The organism is Salinisphaera sp. RV14 (assembly GCF_052044135.1).
Lineage (GTDB): Bacteria > Pseudomonadota > Gammaproteobacteria > Nevskiales > Salinisphaeraceae > Salinisphaera.
This window is the reverse complement of record NZ_JBQDYF010000003.1, coordinates 126,989-143,062: the sequence shown is the minus strand read 5'-3', so window position 1 is coordinate 143,062 and position 16,074 is coordinate 126,989. Positions and strand designations below refer to the sequence as shown.

Sequence of the window (16,074 nt, the reverse complement as noted above, 5' to 3'; positions counted from 1 at the left end):
CAAGATTATACGGAAGTCTTAACGGTGCGAACCCCGAATGCCCAAGAGCCAGAAAAATGCCCTCTCTGCCCAGGACTGGGCCGAAGCCGCGCTTGAAGCCATTGGGCGCCGTGGCGTCGAAGGCGTGGCGGTCGAACCGCTGGCTCGCGAGCTGGGCGTGACCAAGGGCAGTTTCTACTGGCATTTCGCCAATCGCGATGCCCTGCTCACGGCCGCCCTGGCGCGCTGGGAGGCGCGCGAAACCGACGAAGTGCTGGCGCGCGTGCAGCAGGAAACCGATCCACGCGCCCGTATCAAACGCCTGGTGACGGAAGTGAACACCTCGCGTCGCGCCAGCCGCATCTATACCGCACTGTCGAGTGCGACCAAACCGTCGTTCGTGCGCGAATACGTCGAACGCGTCTCACGCCGGCGCCTGCAATTTCTCATCGACTGCTATGCCGCGCTGGGTCTGGGGCCCGGTCGCGCGCGGCAATGGGCATTGCAGACCTACTCGGTCTTTCTCGGCTCGCTGCAGGTCCGGCGCGATCTGCCCGGCGAATGGCCGGCCGCCGACGATCCCGCGTTCGCCGACTACGTCCGCTTTTTGATGGTCAGCCTGCTGCCCCCGGAAGCACAGGCCGAAGACAACGACGATAACGGCGGCCGAACCGCCGACACGCCGGCGGCGGCTTCGCCGGCCGTGGCCCAGTCACGCTAGATATTCACGGAGGAACCCACCATGAGCATTCTTGTTGCCCTTGTCATCGCCATCGCGGCGGTCTGGGCGCTGGCCTATACCGGCGCCGCGCTGGCCATCTGGAGCGCGGCGGTCGTCGTGTATTTCGTCGGTCTCGCCGTTACCGGCGTGATCGGCTGGCTCGGCCTGCTGATCGCCGCGATCATCTTGGTGCCGCCGCTTGTGCTGTTCAACACCCCCGGACTACGCAAGCGCTACGCGACCAAACCCATATTCGCCAAGTTCAAATCGGTTCTGCCGCCGATGTCGGACACCGAGCGCGAGGCGCTCGAAGCCGGCAGCACCTGGTGGGAGACGGAAATGTTCCGCGGCAAGCCCGACTGGCAGTATCTGCTGGATTTCCGCCGCACCCAGCTCACCGAAGGCGAACGCTCGTTTCTGGATAACGAGACCGAAACGCTGTGTTCGATGCTCGACGAGTGGGAAATCCTTAACGAGCGCCACGATATCCCGCCCGAAGGCTGGGATTACATCCGCAGGAACAAGTTCTTTGCCATGCTCATCCCCAAGGAGCACGGCGGCCTGGGTTTCTCGGCCCTGGCCCAGTCGACGGTGGTGGCCAAGATCGCCTCCCGTTCGCTGACCACCGCGGTGACCGTGATGGTGCCGAACTCGCTCGGGCCCGGCGAACTCCTGATTCACTACGGCACCAAGGAGCAACAGGCCAAATGGCTGCCCGGCCTGGCCGATGGCAGCCAGATCCCCTGTTTCGGCCTCACCGGCCCGGAAGTCGGGTCCGATGCCGGCGCCCTGCCCGACTACGGCATCGTCTGCAAGGGGGAATATCAGGGTCAGGAAGTGCTCGGCATGAAGCTGACCTTCTCCAAACGCTGGATCACGCTGGCGCCGGTGGCCACGGTCATCGGCCTGGCGTTCCGCCTGCACGATCCCGAAGGGCTGCTGGGCGATCCCGACAAGACCGACTACGGCATCACCTGCGCCCTGATTTCGGCCGATGAGCCGGGCGTGGAAATCGGCAAACGGCATTACCCCGGCGCGTTCATGAATGGCCCGATTTACGGCAAGGACATATTCGTGCCGCTGGACGCCATCATCGGCGGCCCCGAGAAGGCCGGCGGCGGCTGGCGCATGCTGGTCGAGTGCCTGTCCGCCGGGCGCGGCATTTCCCTGCCGGCGCTGTCGTCGGCCGCGGCCAAGATGTCGTATCGCATGACCGGCGCCTGGACGCGCATCCGCCGCCAGTTCAAGTTGCCGGTGGGCAAGTTCGAGGGCGTGCAGGAAGCCACCGCGCGCATCTCGGGCCTGAACTACAAGATGGAAGCCGCACGCGTGATGACGGCCTCCGGCGTGGACAAGTGCACGCCGTCGGTGGTCACGGCCATGGCCAAATACCACATGACCGAGTGGATGCGCGTGATCGTCAACGACGCGATGGACGTTCACGGCGGCCGCGGCATTCAGCAGGGCCCGCGCAACTATCTGGCCAGTTCCTACCAGTCGATTCCGATCGCGATCACGGTCGAGGGCGCCAACATCCTCACCCGCAGCCTGATGATCTTCGGCCAGGGCGCGATCCGTTGTCACCCGTATATCTTCCCGGAGATGGAAGCCGCGCGCGAGGACAACCTCGACGACTTCGACGATCTGCTGTGGTCGCATGTGGGTTACTCGGTCAACCGGGCTGCCCGCGCCTTCACCTTCGGGCTGACCGGCGCGATCACCGCCAAGGCGCCGGTATCCGGCGTGGCCGCGCCCTATTACCGGCAGCTCGAGCGCTTTTCCTCCGCCCTGGCCATCAGCTCCGATATCACCATGGGCCTGCTCGGTGGTGAGCTCAAGCGCAAGGAACTGCTCTCGGCCCGGCTCGGTGATGTGTTGTCCGAGCTGTACTTCGCCTCGGCCACCCTCAAGTACTTCTACGACGAGGGCGAGAAGGAAGAAGACGTCGATCATCTGCATTACGTGATGGCCGAGTCGCTGGCCAGGATCGAAAAGGCCTTCGACGGTTTCTTCCGCAACTTCCCGAATGGCCTCGTCGGCGGCGCCATGCGCCTGCTCGTGTTCCCGACCGGTATGGCACACAAGGGCCCGAGTGATCGCCTGATCAACGCGCTCGGCGACGCTATAATGGAGCCCTCGGCGTTCCGCGATCGTCTTTCCGCCGATATCTATGTCGGCCGCGACCCGGAGTCGGCGACAGGGCGCATCGAGGCGACCTTCAACAAGCTGATCGAGGTCGAGCCAATCTACGACACCTTCTTCAAGGCGGTTGCCAAGGGGGAGGTGGATGGCCTTGACACCGAAGCACGTCTGCGGTCCGCGGTTGAAAAGCACATCCTCACCCAGGAACAGGCGGACCAGGTCGCGGAATACGATCGCATGCGCTACGACGCGATCCTGACCGACGCCTTTACGAAGGACTATCTGGCCGACATGGCGCACAAACGCCACGAAGACCATCGCAACGAAGCGCGCGTGGCATAACGCTTTTTCATACCGCATCATGGCCCGGGTCAATCCCGGGCCTTTTTTTTGCGATGCGCCAACGCAGCGAACTGAGCAACACGTTCCAGAGCACCGACTACTGCGTCGAGTATCGAGGCGAAAACATCGTCCTGAACCTGTATCGGGCAACCCCCGCCACGCTCGCCGACTGGGTGAGCGTCCGCAATGGCGCCACCCCGGCATGGCTGATCACCGCCTACAACCCCGGCGCCGAAGCGGCCGCCGCGGTCGACAACCGCGCGCGACACCAGGTGCTCGACACCCTGCTCAAGCGTCGCGGTTTCGACCGTCTGGCCGCGGTCAACCGCGATACCGCCGGCGACTGGCCGAACGAACCCGGCTGGCTCGTGGCCGGCATGGAAGAAGGCATGGCGCGCAACCTGGCGCGACGCTTCGGCCAGGTCGCGATCGTCGCGGTCGATCGGGCACGCGTCGACCTGGTCTGGATTTATTAATCCGACATCAAAACAGCTGACTTCATCCGCTGTTTTTAACGCCTTCAAAAATAAAAGCCGGCGCCTGTCCGTCTTTTATTTTCAAAGGCTTCGCGGCCGATGGCCGCGGCGAGCATGCGATCGCATACTCGCGCTATCAACCCGAAAAATCATCTATTTTCGTGCCGGGTTAATAAGGGCCCATCCCAACAGCGCTTGGGCCGCGGCGACCCCGTACAAACCCGTACAAACCCGGATGGCACCCGGGTCATCGCCGGGCCGCCACCCGACGGGCGAGCGATCTACCCTTCAGAATGCCCGAGGTCGCGGTCGGGGTCGATACGATCGCGGATCATCTGTTTGATCGGTTTCGTCTCGGGAAACCCGCCAGCCGCGGCGCGATCGTGCAGGCATTCGCCATCGAGCCAGACCTGAAATACCCCGCGCCCGGCCGGCACCAGCGCCACTTCGCCGAGCGCGCTCCCGAACGTGGTCAGGATTTCCTGGCCCATCCAGGCCGCGCGCGCCACCCAGCGGCAGGCCGGACAATACAGAATGGCCACCCGCGGCGACCGCGGCATTTCAGACCCGGTGGACTGGCGCATAGGCCTCGGCGAACGATGGCGGCATGCGGCACGGTCGGCCGTTCGACAGACAAATCGTCACATACTGGGTCCGCGCGCGGAAGATGGTGCGACCGTCGTCGGCCCGGCGCATCTGGAAGTAACGCCACATCGATATCCGACCGTCGTTTTCGCCGATCCAGGTGGCAACCTGCAGTCGATCCCCCAGCTTTGCGGCGATCAGGTAATCGAGATTATGGTGCCGCACCACGCACGCGGCATCCAGCGCGACATAGGTATCCCAGTCCAGCCCCAGCGCGAGCGTATGCGCCCAGGCCGCCCGTTCCATATATTGCAGGTACACCGAGTTGTTGACGTGATCGAGCCGATCGATGTCATCCGCGCCGACCGCGATCTCGATGTAGAACGGGACATCGATGTCCCACCGTCTGTCAAACGCCATATCCGGCTTTCCGTTGTGCGCGAGGCGCAATCGAAAGAAGCCGGCGGCATGCGCTGGCTTCTCAACATCACGGCGCGTGGTGGATCAGCTCGCGGCCAGGGTGTCGGCCGCGCTTGCCGCGGTCATATCCGGCGGCGTCCCCACCACCTTGTAAAGGCGCGAAAGGAACGCGTCGGCACTGGGCTTGCCCGCGAACAATTGGGGATAGTTCGCCTGCACCCGGGATTCGAACGCCGACTTATCGCGGGCCTGCATCATGTAAGCCAGTGCATCGAGATCCTCGCCCGAGCCGCGCGCCGCCTCACTCTTGAGCATGGCATACTGGGAACGCACGAATTTCTCGCGCGCCCTGTGCGTCTGGGCGAAGCTGTTCCGCGTCGAGTCGGTCGTGGCCTGACTGGTTTCCCGGACGGCATCGGTCGTCGCGTCGGCAATGCGCGCGGTACCGTTGAGCAGCGTGTTGGAAGTCACCGCGACCTGCGAACAACCGGCGGCCAGGAGACCGAAGCCGGTTATCGCACCCAAGCTTACAATCCTGCGCATCGCGCTCTCCCTGAACGTATTCATGGCGGACTTCATTAGAGCGCGTCGGGCTCGGGCGACGCAAGCCCGTGTCCAGGCAATGCCTTGAAGGTGTTTCATAGGGCCCCACTATCGGAAGTATGGGTACGCGGCGATATTAGCCGGGGCTCATTCGCGTTATACTTTCAGGTCGATAACCGACCTTTCTACCAAGATTCGAGTTGCTATGGCCGCACATCAGGACGACGTCGAAGAACTGGTCGCCACGCGCGAATATGAAGCCGGATTCGTCACGGATCTGGAGTCCGATACGGTCGCCCCGGGTCTGAACGAGGACGTCATCCGGTTCATTTCCGACAAGAAGAACGAACCGGAATGGATGCTGGAATGGCGCCTCGAAGCCTATCGGCAGTGGCAGCAGATGAAGATGCCCCGTTGGCCGCATCTGCACTATCCGCCGATCGATTTTCAGAAGATCTCCTACTATTCGGCGCCCAAGTCCGCCAAGGACAAGCCGAAAAGCCTGGACGAAGTCGATCCGAAGCTGCTCGAAACCTACGAAAAGCTCGGCATCCCGCTACGCGAGCAGGAAATGCTGGCCGGTGTGGAGGGGGCCCAGTACCCGACCTCCGGTAGCAACGTCGCGGTGGATGCGGTCTTCGACAGCGTTTCGGTCGCCACGACCTTCAAGCAGAAACTGCATGATGCCGGCGTCATCTTCTGCTCGATTTCCGAAGCCATCCAGGAATATCCGGAGCTGGTCCGCCAGCACCTCGGTAGCGTGGTGCCGCGCGGCGACAATTTCTTCGCCGGCCTGAACTCGGCCGTGTTCACCGACGGCTCCTTCGTCTACATCCCCAAGGGGGTGAAATGCCCGATGGAGCTGTCGACGTATTTCCGCATCAACGCCGAAAACACCGGCCAGTTCGAGCGGACGCTGATCGTGGCCGAAGCGGGCAGCGAAGTGTCGTACCTGGAAGGCTGCACGGCGCCCCAGCGCGACGAGAACCAGCTGCATGCGGCAGTAGTCGAACTGGTGGCCGAGGAAGATGCCCGGATCAAGTATTCGACTGTCCAGAACTGGTATCCGGGTGACGAAAACGGCAAGGGCGGCATCTACAATTTCGTGACCAAGCGCGGCGAATGCCGCGGCGACCGCTCCAAGATCTCCTGGACCCAGGTCGAGACAGGCTCTGCGATTACCTGGAAATATCCGAGTTGCGTACTCACTGGCAACGACTCGGTCGGTGAGTTCTATTCGGTGGCTGTGACACGCGGCATGCAGCAGGCCGATACCGGCACGAAGATGATTCACATCGGCAAGAACACCAGGTCGACCATCATCGCCAAGGGTATTTCGGCGGTGCGAGGCGAGCAGGCCTATCGCGGCCTGGTGAAGGTCCTGCCGAGCGCGACGAATGCGCGCAACTTCACGCAGTGCGACTCGCTGCTCATCGGCGATAAATGCGGCGCGCATACCTTCCCTTACGTCGAATCCCGGAACAGCACGGCCAAGCTTGAACACGAGGCCACGACCTCGAAGATCGGCGAAGACCAGATGTTCTACTGTCAGCAGCGCGGCCTGTCCGAAGAGGACGCCGTCAATCTGATTGTCAACGGCTTCTGCAAGGATGTGTTCAAGGAGCTGCCGATGGAATTCGCCGTCGAGGCCCAGAAGCTTCTCAACGTCACGCTGGAGAACGCGGTCGGCTAGGACCGCGGCTCGAAGCGCAGTCGTTTTCCGGGCCCGGGCGCCAGTGGTGCCGGGCCTGTCCAGTTTTCATTGTTCGAATAACGCATATGATCTCAATCAAGAACCTGCATGCCGAGGTCGAAGGCAAGCCTATCCTCCGCGGCATCAATCTCGAAGTCCCGGACGGTGAAGTCCATGCCATCATGGGCCCGAACGGTTCCGGCAAGTCGACCCTGGCCAGTATTCTCGCCGGGCGCGAGGAATACGAGGTCACCGAGGGCAGCGTGACGTTCAAGGGCCGGGAACTGCTCGAGCTCGCCCCCGACGAACGCGCCTGCGAAGGCGTGTTCCTCGGCTTCCAGTACCCGGTCGAGATCCCCGGTGTATCCAACCTGTACCTGCTGCGTGCCGCGATCAACGCGCGCCGCAAGTATCACGGCGAGCCCGAGATCGACGCCGTGGAATTCATGCAGATGGTTCAGGAGAAGATCAGCCATGTCGGCATGAGCATGGACATGGTCAAGCGCGGTGTGAACGAGGATTTCTCCGGCGGCGAGAAGAAACGCAACGAAATCTTCCAGATGCTGATGCTGGAACCCGCCCTGGCGGTCCTGGACGAAACCGACTCCGGGCTCGACATCGATGCACTGAAGATCGTCGCGAGTGGAATCAACCGCCTGCGCTCGCCGGATCGCTCCGCCATCCTCGTGACCCACTACAAACGCCTGCTGGAGCATGTCGTACCCGATCGGGTGCATGTGTTGTACCAGGGCCGGATCGTGCGTTCGGGCGGGCCCGAACTGGCCGATACGCTTGAGGAAGAAGGCTACGCCAACCTGGAAACCGACGAGGCCGCTGCGACGTCATGAGCGCGACGCAACAGATCGAACCCAGCATCGACCACTATCTGGCCGAATACGCCCGGGTCGAGCGCGACCTGCCCGGCAGCGACGACTCCAAGCGCGAGCGCTCGGCCGAGCTGACCCGCTTCTCCGAAGCCGGGTTTCCCTCCACACGCGAGGAAGACTGGAAGTACACCAGTCTTCAGCCTGTCGAGAAGCGTCGCTTCGAGATCAGCGACGAAGCCGAACCGGTGGCACTGGACGAACTGCGCGCGTTCATCCCCGCGGATCTGGACGCCCACCGCATCATCTTCGTCGACGGCCGCTTCAACGCGGCGCTGTCGGATGTCGACGATCTGCCCGCCGGCGTGACCGTGCGTTCCTTCGCGGACTATCTGTCCGAAAACGCGGGCGCCACCGTCAAGGCACGCGAGATCGAAGAAGAGCCGGGCAGCCTGACCGCCATGAACGCGGCGTTCTTCACCGACGGCGCTTATGTCGAAACCGCGGCCAACGCCGTGCTGGAGAAACCGCTGCACGTGATCAGCGTGACCTCCGGCGTACGCGACGAGCGCATGACCCAGGTCCGCCATCGCTACGTCTTCGGCGAGAACAGCCAGGCCGTCATCATCGAGCATTCGGTCGGCCTCGGCAGCAAGGCCTACTTCGCCAACCAGGTGACCGAGGCCGTAATGGGGCGCAATGCACAACTCACCCGGGTGCGCATTCAGCAGGAATCCGAGCGTGGCTACCACGTATCGAGCTTCTTCGCCCAGCAGCGCCGCGATAGCCGCGTGTTCAATCACGGCTTTGATCTGGGCGGGCGCCTGGCGCGTATCGATACCAATGCACGACTGGTCGACCACAATGCGGAAGTCCACTTCAACGGTGTCTACACGGCGACCGGGCGCCAGCATGTGGACAATCACACCCGGATCGACCACGCCACCGAGCACAGTCTTTCCCGGGAACAATACAAGGGTGTGCTCGCCGGTCACGCCCGCGGCGTATTCAATGGCAAGATCGTGATTCAAAAGGACGCGCAGAAGACCGATTCGGATCTGTCCTGCGATGCCCTGCTGCTGTCCGACAACGCCGAAGTCGACGCCAAGCCGGAACTCGAGATCTATGCCGACGATGTGACCGCCGGTCACGGCTCGACCATCGGCCAGCTCGACGAAGACGCGGTGTTCTATCTCAACAGCCGTGGCGTGAGCGAGGAAGGCGCACGCGCCATCCTGACCTACAGTTTTGCCAACGCACTGGTGCAGAAGGTCGGCATAGAGCCGATCGAGCGTTATGTCGAGGCCGCCATCCTGGCCAAGCTGCCGGGCGGTCGCGCATACGTGGATCTGGCCTGAGTTGGCGGGAGAAGCCGTCATGTCCGAAGTGAAGCAGCAGACCGCAAGCGCGGCCCCGGCGTTCGACGCCGAGCACGCGCGCGCCGACTTCCCCATCCTGCTCGAGGCCCTGCCCTCGGGGCGACGGCTGGTGTATCTCGACAACGCGGCGACCACCCAGAAGCCGTTGCACGTCATTCAGGCCAGCGACGACTATTATCGCCACGCCAACGCCAACGTACACCGCGCGATCCACACGCTGTCGCAACGGGCCACGCAGCAATACGAAGCCTGTCGCGACAAACTGGCCGAATTCATCGGCGCGCGCTCGCGCGACGAGATCGTCTATACCCGCGGCACCACGGACGGCATCAACCTGGTCGCCCAGTGCTACGCCCGGCCGCGGCTGAAGCCGGGGGACGAGATCCTGCTCACCGAGCTGGAACACCACTCCAACATCGTGCCCTGGCAGATGGTGGCCGAAGCCACCGGCGCGCAAATCGTGGTGGCGCCGATCGGCGACGACGGCAGTGTATCGCTCGAGGACTTCCGCGCGAAGCTGTCGGAACGTACGGCCATTGCCGCATTCGCGCATATCTCCAACGCCCTGGGCACGGTGCTGCCGGTGGCCGAGATGATCGCCGCGGCGCATGACGTCGGCGCGGTGACCCTGATCGACGGCGCCCAGGCCGTGGCCCACATGCCGGTCGATGTCACCGCTCTCGACGCCGACTTCTACGCGATGTCGGCGCACAAACTGTTCGGCCCCACCGGCTTCGGCGCCCTGTACGCCAAGCGCGAACTGCTGGAAGCCATGCCGCCCTATCAGGGCGGCGGCGACATGATCGAGACGGTGTCCTTCTCGGGTACGACGTACAACGACGTGCCCTACAAGTTCGAGGCTGGCACCCCCAACATCGCCGGCGCGGCCGCCCTCGGGGCCGCCATCGACTACGTCAACGACCTGGATCTGGCCGCCGTGTTCGACTACGAACACGAACTGCTGGCGCGCGCGACGCGCGAGATGCAAGCCATCGACGGCCTGCGCATCATTGGCACCGCGCCGGGCAAGGCCGGGATCATCTCCTTCGTGATGGACGGCGTGCATGCGCACGACATCGGCACCCTGCTCGATGAATCGGGCGTGGCAATCCGGACCGGCCATCACTGTGCGATGCCGCTGATGGAGCGCTTCGCTGTACCGGCGACCGCGCGCGTGTCCTTCGCGCTCTACAATACGCAAGCCGATGTCGATGCGCTGATCGGCGGCCTGGAAAGCATTCAACGTATCTTCGGATAAAAGGATTGTCGCGATGACCGATTGGGTGGATGTCTGCAAGGACGGCGAACTCGACGAAGGCCAGTGCCGCATCGTCGATGTGGACGACACGATGATCGCGGTTTTTTGCTACGACAAGGACTACTACGCGATCCACGACATGTGCACGCACGATGGCGGCGAACTGGCCAGCGGCGATGTCGAAGGCTGCGAAGTGATCTGCCCGCGCCACGGTGCGCGTTTCTGTATCAAGAACGGCAAGGCGCTCAGCGCACCCGCCTACGAGGATGTCGCCACCTTTCCGATCCGCGTCGAGAATGGCGTGGTCCAGGTCCGGGACGATCGTTTCGACTGAAGCCTGTCGACTCGGCCCGACGCCGTCATCGGCGTTAGCCCGCAAAGCCGCGATGCGCCGAGCATCGCGGCTTTTTTGATTTTCCCGGACTTGCAGGACTGGGTGTAAGAAGCGTACTCGCCTCTGCCGGGCCACAGAATGGCCCGGTTTGACGTTCACGCTCTATTGACAAGCGCGGGTCCGACCGCCGCGCTGGCGCGTATGGGCTGCCATGCCCGCCCGCAGGCGCCGCCTTCGCCAACCGTCGACCACCTGGATACAGCGCAAACGGTCCGGCAGTCCGCCCAACCCTGAGGCGCCGTGCCGGGTGCTCTTCTCTTGGTTACTGCTCTTGAGCAAACAAGAGAAGTGACTCGCGCTGCAGCGCGAAACCGAAGGTGGGCGAAGGCGGACGGCATGCGACTTTCACCCGTGCTCGTTCGGCGTTTCCCACCCAGTGCGCCGTGCAATTCGCGCGCCCCCCTGTCCTGAACCGACAGGATTCGCAGGGCGCCATTGCACCGCTAATCCGCGAAGAAGCTGTTTCATCGTCCGCCGTATTCGGCCCCATCGCCGTCGGCGGATCGAGGAAAGACGCGAGTTCAACCGTCGATGCCAACAGCCACAGCACGGCCCCGGTGCAACACGCGCAATGCCTGCTGCCACCAAAGATTGATGGCGTCCCGGCACCAGAATGTATATAAAAAGAACTCTTTTCTTTTGTAATCATTTTATGCCTGACCGGCCGCCGATTCTGTCGTACGGGCATCAGCTGCACACCAAGCCCGGTGGTCGCTGGCTGTTCGCCCGCGATCTGCCGGCGTGCGCCGTATTTCGCGACCATCACGCCGCGCGTGAACCGTGTCGAGCCGAGCTTCTGCGCCGCGGCGCTGGGCAAACGGCGGTGACTGCACAACCATATCGGCACGGCGCACGCGATCGCCATGTGCAATCTCGCCGAACGGGCCGCCGGCCTGATGGCCGAAGCCACGGTGAAGCCGGCATGGCGCTGGATTCCCAAAGGGATGACCGTCGCCTATTGGGCCAAGGCCGAAACCGACCTGATTGCCCGGGCCCGCCCGGCCGCCACCGCGACGCTCGATGACGGCGTCGACTACAACGTCGAGGTGTCCATCCGCGATACCGACGAGGTCGAGGTCATGCACGCGACGATCACCCTATGGATCACCCGCACCGTCCATCCCGCCTATTCGTGCCCTGCCCCGGCCAAGGATTGCCTTGTTTATGACCGCCGCCACCGCGCCCTATCCGCATCTGCTCGCACCGCTCGATCTCGGCTTCACTACCCTGCGCAATCGCGTGCTCATGGGATCCATGCATACCGGCATGGAGGACTTCTTCTGGCACTACGACAAGCTCGCCGCGTATTTCGCCGAACGCGCCGCCGGCGGCGCCGGGTTGATCGTCACCGGCGGCATCGCCCCCAACATCGCCGGCTGGGTCTCGCCGCTGGCCGGGCGCATGAGCCATCGCGGCCATGTGATCCCGCATCGCAAGATCACGCGCGCCGTGCACGGCGAAGGCGGCCATATCTGCATGCAGATCCTTCACGCCGGACGCTACGGCTACCACCCGTTCATCGTCGGGGCCTCGCGCCGCAAGTCGCCCATCACCCCGTTCAAGCCGCGCGCGCTGAGTGAACGGGGGGTGCGGCGTACGATCCGGGATTATGTCCGCGCCGCCGAACTCGCACGCGATGCGGGTTATGACGGTGTCGAGGTGATGGGCTCGGAGGGCTATCTCATCAACCAGTTCCTGGTCGAGCACACCAATGACCGGCGCGACAGCTATGGCGGCTCGCTGGCCAAGCGACAACGCATGCCGATCGAGATCGTACAAGGCATTCGTGCCGCGCTCGGCCCGGATTTCATCCTCATCTATCGGCTGTCCATGCTCGATCTGGTCGAAAACGGCCAGCGCTGGGACGAAATCGTATCGCTCGCGCGCGCCATCGAAGCCGCCGGGGCGACGCTCATCAACACCGGCATCGGCTGGCACGAATCGCGCGTGCCCACCATCGTCACCCGTGTGCCCCGCGCCGCGTTCGCCTGGGTCACCGCCAAGCTCAAGCGCGAAGTCGGGCTGCCACTGGTCACCACCAATCGGGTGAACACGCCCGAGGTCGCCGAGTCGCTACTGGCCGACGGCGGCGCCGACATGGTGTCCATGGCACGCCCGTTCCTGGCCGACCCCGAGTTCGTGAACAAGGCGCGGGCCCATCGGGCCGCCGATATCAACAGCTGTATCGCCTGCAACCAGGCCTGTCTCGATCACGCTTTCCAGGGCAAGCGCGCCAGTTGTCTGGTCAATCCGCGCGCCGGGCGCGAAACCGAGCTGAATTTCCCTCCGGTCCAACAGCCGCGCCGCATCGCGGTCATCGGCGCCGGGCCGGCCGGGCTCGAGGCGGCTACCCGGTTGGCCGCGCGCGGCCACCGGGTCAGCCTGTATGACGAAGCGGGCGCGATCGGCGGGCAGTTCAACATGGCCAAACAGATTCCCGGCAAGGAGGAATTCTTCGAAACGCTGCGCTACTTCCGCCGTCGCGTGGAACAGACCGGGATCACGTTACATCTGAACACCCCCGCCACCGTTGACACCCTGGCCAACGAAGGCTTCGATGAAATCGTGATCGCCACCGGTGTGCGCCCGCGCCGGCCGGCGATCGACGGCATTGACCATCCTTCTGTCGCCTCCTACATCGATATTCTGCGCGGCCATCGCGTGGCCGGACCGCGGGTGGCGGTGATCGGCGCCGGCGGCATCGGCTTCGATGTCAGCGAGTTCCTGACCCATGACCGGCCGGCCCCCTCGCAGGATCGCGAACTGTTCTTCGACGAATGGGGCGTGGACCGCACCGCGGTGGCCGCCGGCGGGCTGATCGAGGCCCATCCCTCACCCTCGCCGCGCCAGGTGACCCTGCTTCAGCGCAGCCACGACAAACCCGGGCGCGGCCTGGGCAAGACCAGCGGCTGGGCGCATCGTGCCTCGCTCAAGCACAAGGGCGTGCAGATGCTGGGCGGCGTGGCCTACGAACGCATCGACGACGCCGGCCTGCACCTGCGCGTCGACGACAAGGCCCACGTGCTGGCCGTCGATACCGTCGTGATCTGCGCCGGCCAGGAAACCCGGCGGGATCTCGCCGATGATCTGGAAGCGCGCGGGCTGGCCTGTCACATCATCGGCGGCGCGAAGCTGGCCGCCGAGCTCGATGCCAAACGCGCGATCCGCGAAGCCGCCGAGCTGGCCGCGTCATTGGATTGATGCGCCTGGAGCGTTCTTTCTTCCCCGGACTATGTATTCGCCGATCAACGCGGATCTTGATTATGTAAGACACGCAGCTGACTGAATAATCTGGGTATTTTGTCCGCCAATGCACGCGAATGAGCGCAAATAAAAAGTACGATCAAGGCACTGCGGCTTCAGTGACGCAGGTCGGATTAGTGCTTGCACCGTAATCCGACAGCCGGGCCTCGGAACCTGCGGATTGAGCGTCGGATTACGCGCTACGCGCTAATCCGACCTACCGCTCATGAACGTTGTCGACGCCGGTAACGGGTCATGCCCAGCATCTGCGTGAATCGGCGTTGATCTGCGGAAATTGCCTTGGAAAACAAAAACGTGCGGGCGCGTGTCCGGTAACGTTGGCGTTACAGGGCACCAGCTTCGGCGCGTCGCACGAGCCCGGGCGCGTCGGCGCAGCAGTACTCGACGATCAGGTTCGCGCTCTGGCGCCCGCGGAACTCGTTGACCTGCAGGCGAAAGACCAGCCGATGCACCCGGGCGGCATCCAGCGGCTCGTCGCGGTTGAAGACCATGGCCTCGATCGGCCCGCCGCCGCGGCTCGACTGCACGGTCAGCTTGAGATGTCCGCTACCGACCACACGCTGGTCGAGCACGTGATAGGCGCCGTGAAACAGCGGCGCGTCGAAGCCGGCCCCCCAGGGCCCGGCCTGCCGCAGCGCGATCGCCGTTTCGAGGCTATGCTCGGGCCCGTCCAGTTCGCCGTCGGTGACGTACTCGCGCCGGGTCATGGCCGGAGTCAGCCGGGCCGCGACCGCGGCACGCAAGCGCTGCGCGAAGTCGTCCAGCCGTCCGGGCTTCAGCGATAGCCCAGCCGCCTGGGCATGGCCGCCGAAGCGCGTGATCAGGCCGGGCGCGTCCGCATCCACGGCGGCCAGGGCATCGCGGATATGCAGCCCGGGAATCGAGCGGGCCGAGCCTTTCAACTCGCCGTGTTCGCCGGGCGCAAACGCCACCACCGGGCGATGAATGCGCTCGCGCAGGCGCGAGGCGATCAGACCGACAATGCCTTCGTGCCAGTCGCCTTCATGCACCACCAGCGCGGGCATATCCTCGTCCAACGCCGCCAGGCGCTCCAGCGCAGCCTCGGCCTGGCCCTGCATGCGCTGTTGCACATTGCGCCGCTGCCGGTTGATCGACGACAGCGTCTCGGCCGTCCGGCGCGCGGCGTCGGCGGTGCCCGCACGCAGACAGGCCACCCCCAGACGCATGTCCTCGAGCCGTCCGGCAGCGTTGATGCGGGGCCCGATCGCGAAGCCGATATCGTCGGTATCCAGCCGAGCCGGATCGCGGCCGGCGATTTCGGCCAGGGCGACGATGCCCGGCCGGGCCCGGCCGGCCCGGATGCGGCGCAGGCCCTGGCTGACCAGCGTGCGGTTGACGTGATCCAGCGGCACCACATCGGCCACGGTGCCCACGGCCACCAGATCCAGCAGATCGCCCAGGCGCGGCAGCGCCGTGACGCCACGCTCGGCCATGCGCGAGCGCAGCGCGGCCATGACATAGAACACCACTCCGACACCGGCCAGATGCTTGCAGGGAAAGTCGCAGCCGGACTGATTCGGATTCACGATGGCCGCGGCCGCCGGCAGGCGCTCACCGGGCAGGTGATGATCGGTGACCACCACCCGCCAGCCCGCAGCGCTGGCCGCTTCGACGCCGGACAGCGAGGCAATCCCGTTGTCCACGGTAACAATCAACCCGCCGTCGGCGCCCGCCGGGCCGATCGCCTCGACCACGGACGGGGACAGACCATAGCCGTGCGTCGCCCGCTGCGGCATAAAGAAATCCACATGGGCGCCGAACGCCGCCAGCACCTCGAGCGCCAGCGTGGTGCTGGTGGCGCCATCAGCGTCGAAATCGCCCACGATCCGGATCGGCCGTTTCGACACGATCGCCGCTTCCAGTTCATCCACGGCCGCGTCGATACCCTTGAGCGCCGAGAAATCGGGCAAACCCGCCAGGCGATAGTCCAACTCGGCGGCATGCCGCACGCCACGCCCGGCGTAGATCCGCTGCAGCAGCGGCGAGGCCAGCCCATCCAGACCCGACACTCCGGGCATGGACCGATCGACGAT

General features: G+C 64.4%; 14 protein-coding genes and 1 pseudogene. 10 read left to right on the top strand and 5 right to left on the bottom strand.

Annotated features, from left to right (window positions below; all coding sequences use genetic code 11):
- Positions 1 to 37 precede the first annotated feature (37 nt).
- Genes ACS8Y6_RS05090 through ACS8Y6_RS05080 form a run of 3 tightly spaced genes read left to right on the top strand, consistent with a single transcriptional unit; the run spans position 38 to position 3,660 of the window.
- Positions 38 to 700, top strand: a complete 663-nt coding sequence (locus ACS8Y6_RS05090; protein WP_440855103.1) for a TetR/AcrR family transcriptional regulator — start codon at positions 38 to 40, stop codon at positions 698 to 700.
- Positions 701 to 721: 21 nt separating this feature from the next.
- Positions 722 to 3,184 carry an acyl-CoA dehydrogenase gene (locus ACS8Y6_RS05085; protein ID WP_440855102.1) on the top strand — a complete coding sequence of 821 codons (2,463 nt, stop codon included), beginning with the start codon at positions 722 to 724 and terminating at the stop codon, positions 3,182 to 3,184.
- Positions 3,185 to 3,237: 53 nt separating this feature from the next.
- Positions 3,238 to 3,660, top strand: coding sequence for a DUF3293 domain-containing protein (locus ACS8Y6_RS05080; RefSeq protein ID WP_440848361.1), 423 nt, complete (start codon positions 3,238 to 3,240; stop codon positions 3,658 to 3,660).
- A 281-nt stretch (positions 3,661 to 3,941) separates the two neighbouring features.
- Here the strand turns inward: ACS8Y6_RS05080 and ACS8Y6_RS05075 are convergent, their stop codons facing one another.
- The 3 genes from ACS8Y6_RS05075 to ACS8Y6_RS05065 form a co-directional block, all read right to left on the bottom strand.
- Complete coding sequence (locus tag ACS8Y6_RS05075) at positions 3,942 to 4,220, bottom strand: SelT/SelW/SelH family protein (protein ID WP_440855101.1); 279 nt, start codon at positions 4,218 to 4,220, stop codon at positions 3,942 to 3,944.
- Position 4,221: 1 nt separating this feature from the next.
- On the bottom strand, positions 4,222 to 4,665 hold the full coding sequence (locus ACS8Y6_RS05070) for an acyl-CoA thioesterase (RefSeq protein WP_440848359.1): 444 nt from the start codon (positions 4,663 to 4,665) through the stop codon (positions 4,222 to 4,224).
- Positions 4,666 to 4,749: 84 nt separating this feature from the next.
- Positions 4,750 to 5,244, bottom strand: coding sequence for a DUF3015 family protein (locus tag ACS8Y6_RS05065; RefSeq protein WP_440848358.1), 495 nt, complete (start codon positions 5,242 to 5,244; stop codon positions 4,750 to 4,752).
- Between the two features lie 169 nt (positions 5,245 to 5,413).
- Between ACS8Y6_RS05065 and sufB the strand changes: the two genes are divergently transcribed.
- The 5 genes from sufB to ACS8Y6_RS05040 all read left to right on the top strand — a co-directional run bounded on the left by sufB (position 5,414) and on the right by ACS8Y6_RS05040 (position 10,696).
- The gene (sufB, locus tag ACS8Y6_RS05060) at positions 5,414 to 6,901 is read left to right on the top strand and encodes a Fe-S cluster assembly protein SufB (protein WP_440848357.1); all 1,488 of its coding nucleotides are present in this window, start codon (positions 5,414 to 5,416) and stop codon (positions 6,899 to 6,901) included.
- Between the two features lie 86 nt (positions 6,902 to 6,987).
- The gene (sufC, locus tag ACS8Y6_RS05055; RefSeq protein ID WP_440855100.1) at positions 6,988 to 7,749 is read left to right on the top strand and encodes a Fe-S cluster assembly ATPase SufC; all 762 of its coding nucleotides are present in this window, start codon (positions 6,988 to 6,990) and stop codon (positions 7,747 to 7,749) included.
- Complete coding sequence (gene sufD, locus ACS8Y6_RS05050; RefSeq protein ID WP_440855099.1) at positions 7,746 to 9,083, top strand: Fe-S cluster assembly protein SufD; 1,338 nt, start codon at positions 7,746 to 7,748, stop codon at positions 9,081 to 9,083. Before sufC ends, sufD begins: the two co-directional genes overlap by 4 nt.
- Before the next feature lie 19 nt (positions 9,084 to 9,102).
- Positions 9,103 to 10,362: a cysteine desulfurase gene (locus ACS8Y6_RS05045; RefSeq protein ID WP_440848354.1), complete on the top strand. Its 1,260-nt coding sequence runs from the start codon at positions 9,103 to 9,105 to the stop codon at positions 10,360 to 10,362.
- Between the two features lie 13 nt (positions 10,363 to 10,375).
- Positions 10,376 to 10,696: a non-heme iron oxygenase ferredoxin subunit gene (locus tag ACS8Y6_RS05040; protein WP_440848353.1), complete on the top strand. Its 321-nt coding sequence runs from the start codon at positions 10,376 to 10,378 to the stop codon at positions 10,694 to 10,696.
- A 322-nt stretch (positions 10,697 to 11,018) separates the two neighbouring features.
- On the opposite strand, the gene ACS8Y6_RS05035 is transcribed toward ACS8Y6_RS05040, so the two are convergent.
- Entirely contained in the window at positions 11,019 to 11,621 is a 603-nt protein-coding gene (locus ACS8Y6_RS05035) for a hypothetical protein (protein WP_440855098.1), read from the bottom strand.
- Between ACS8Y6_RS05035 and ACS8Y6_RS05030 the strand changes: the two are divergent.
- Positions 11,620 to 11,802: pseudogene (locus tag ACS8Y6_RS05030) on the top strand (DUF4442 domain-containing protein); the annotation flags it as partial. The gene ACS8Y6_RS05035 and the pseudogene ACS8Y6_RS05030 sit on opposite strands and share 2 nt — an antisense overlap.
- Positions 11,803 to 11,920: 118 nt before the next feature.
- Positions 11,921 to 13,957 (top strand): oxidoreductase, encoded by a 2,037-nt coding sequence (locus ACS8Y6_RS05025; protein ID WP_440855097.1) that lies wholly within the window; start codon positions 11,921 to 11,923, stop codon positions 13,955 to 13,957.
- Between the two features lie 386 nt (positions 13,958 to 14,343).
- On the opposite strand, the gene recJ is transcribed toward ACS8Y6_RS05025, so the two are convergent.
- Positions 14,344 to 16,059, bottom strand: a complete 1,716-nt coding sequence (gene recJ / locus ACS8Y6_RS05020) for a single-stranded-DNA-specific exonuclease RecJ (RefSeq protein ID WP_440855096.1) — start codon at positions 16,057 to 16,059, stop codon at positions 14,344 to 14,346.
- Between the last annotated feature and the right edge of the window lie 15 nt (positions 16,060 to 16,074).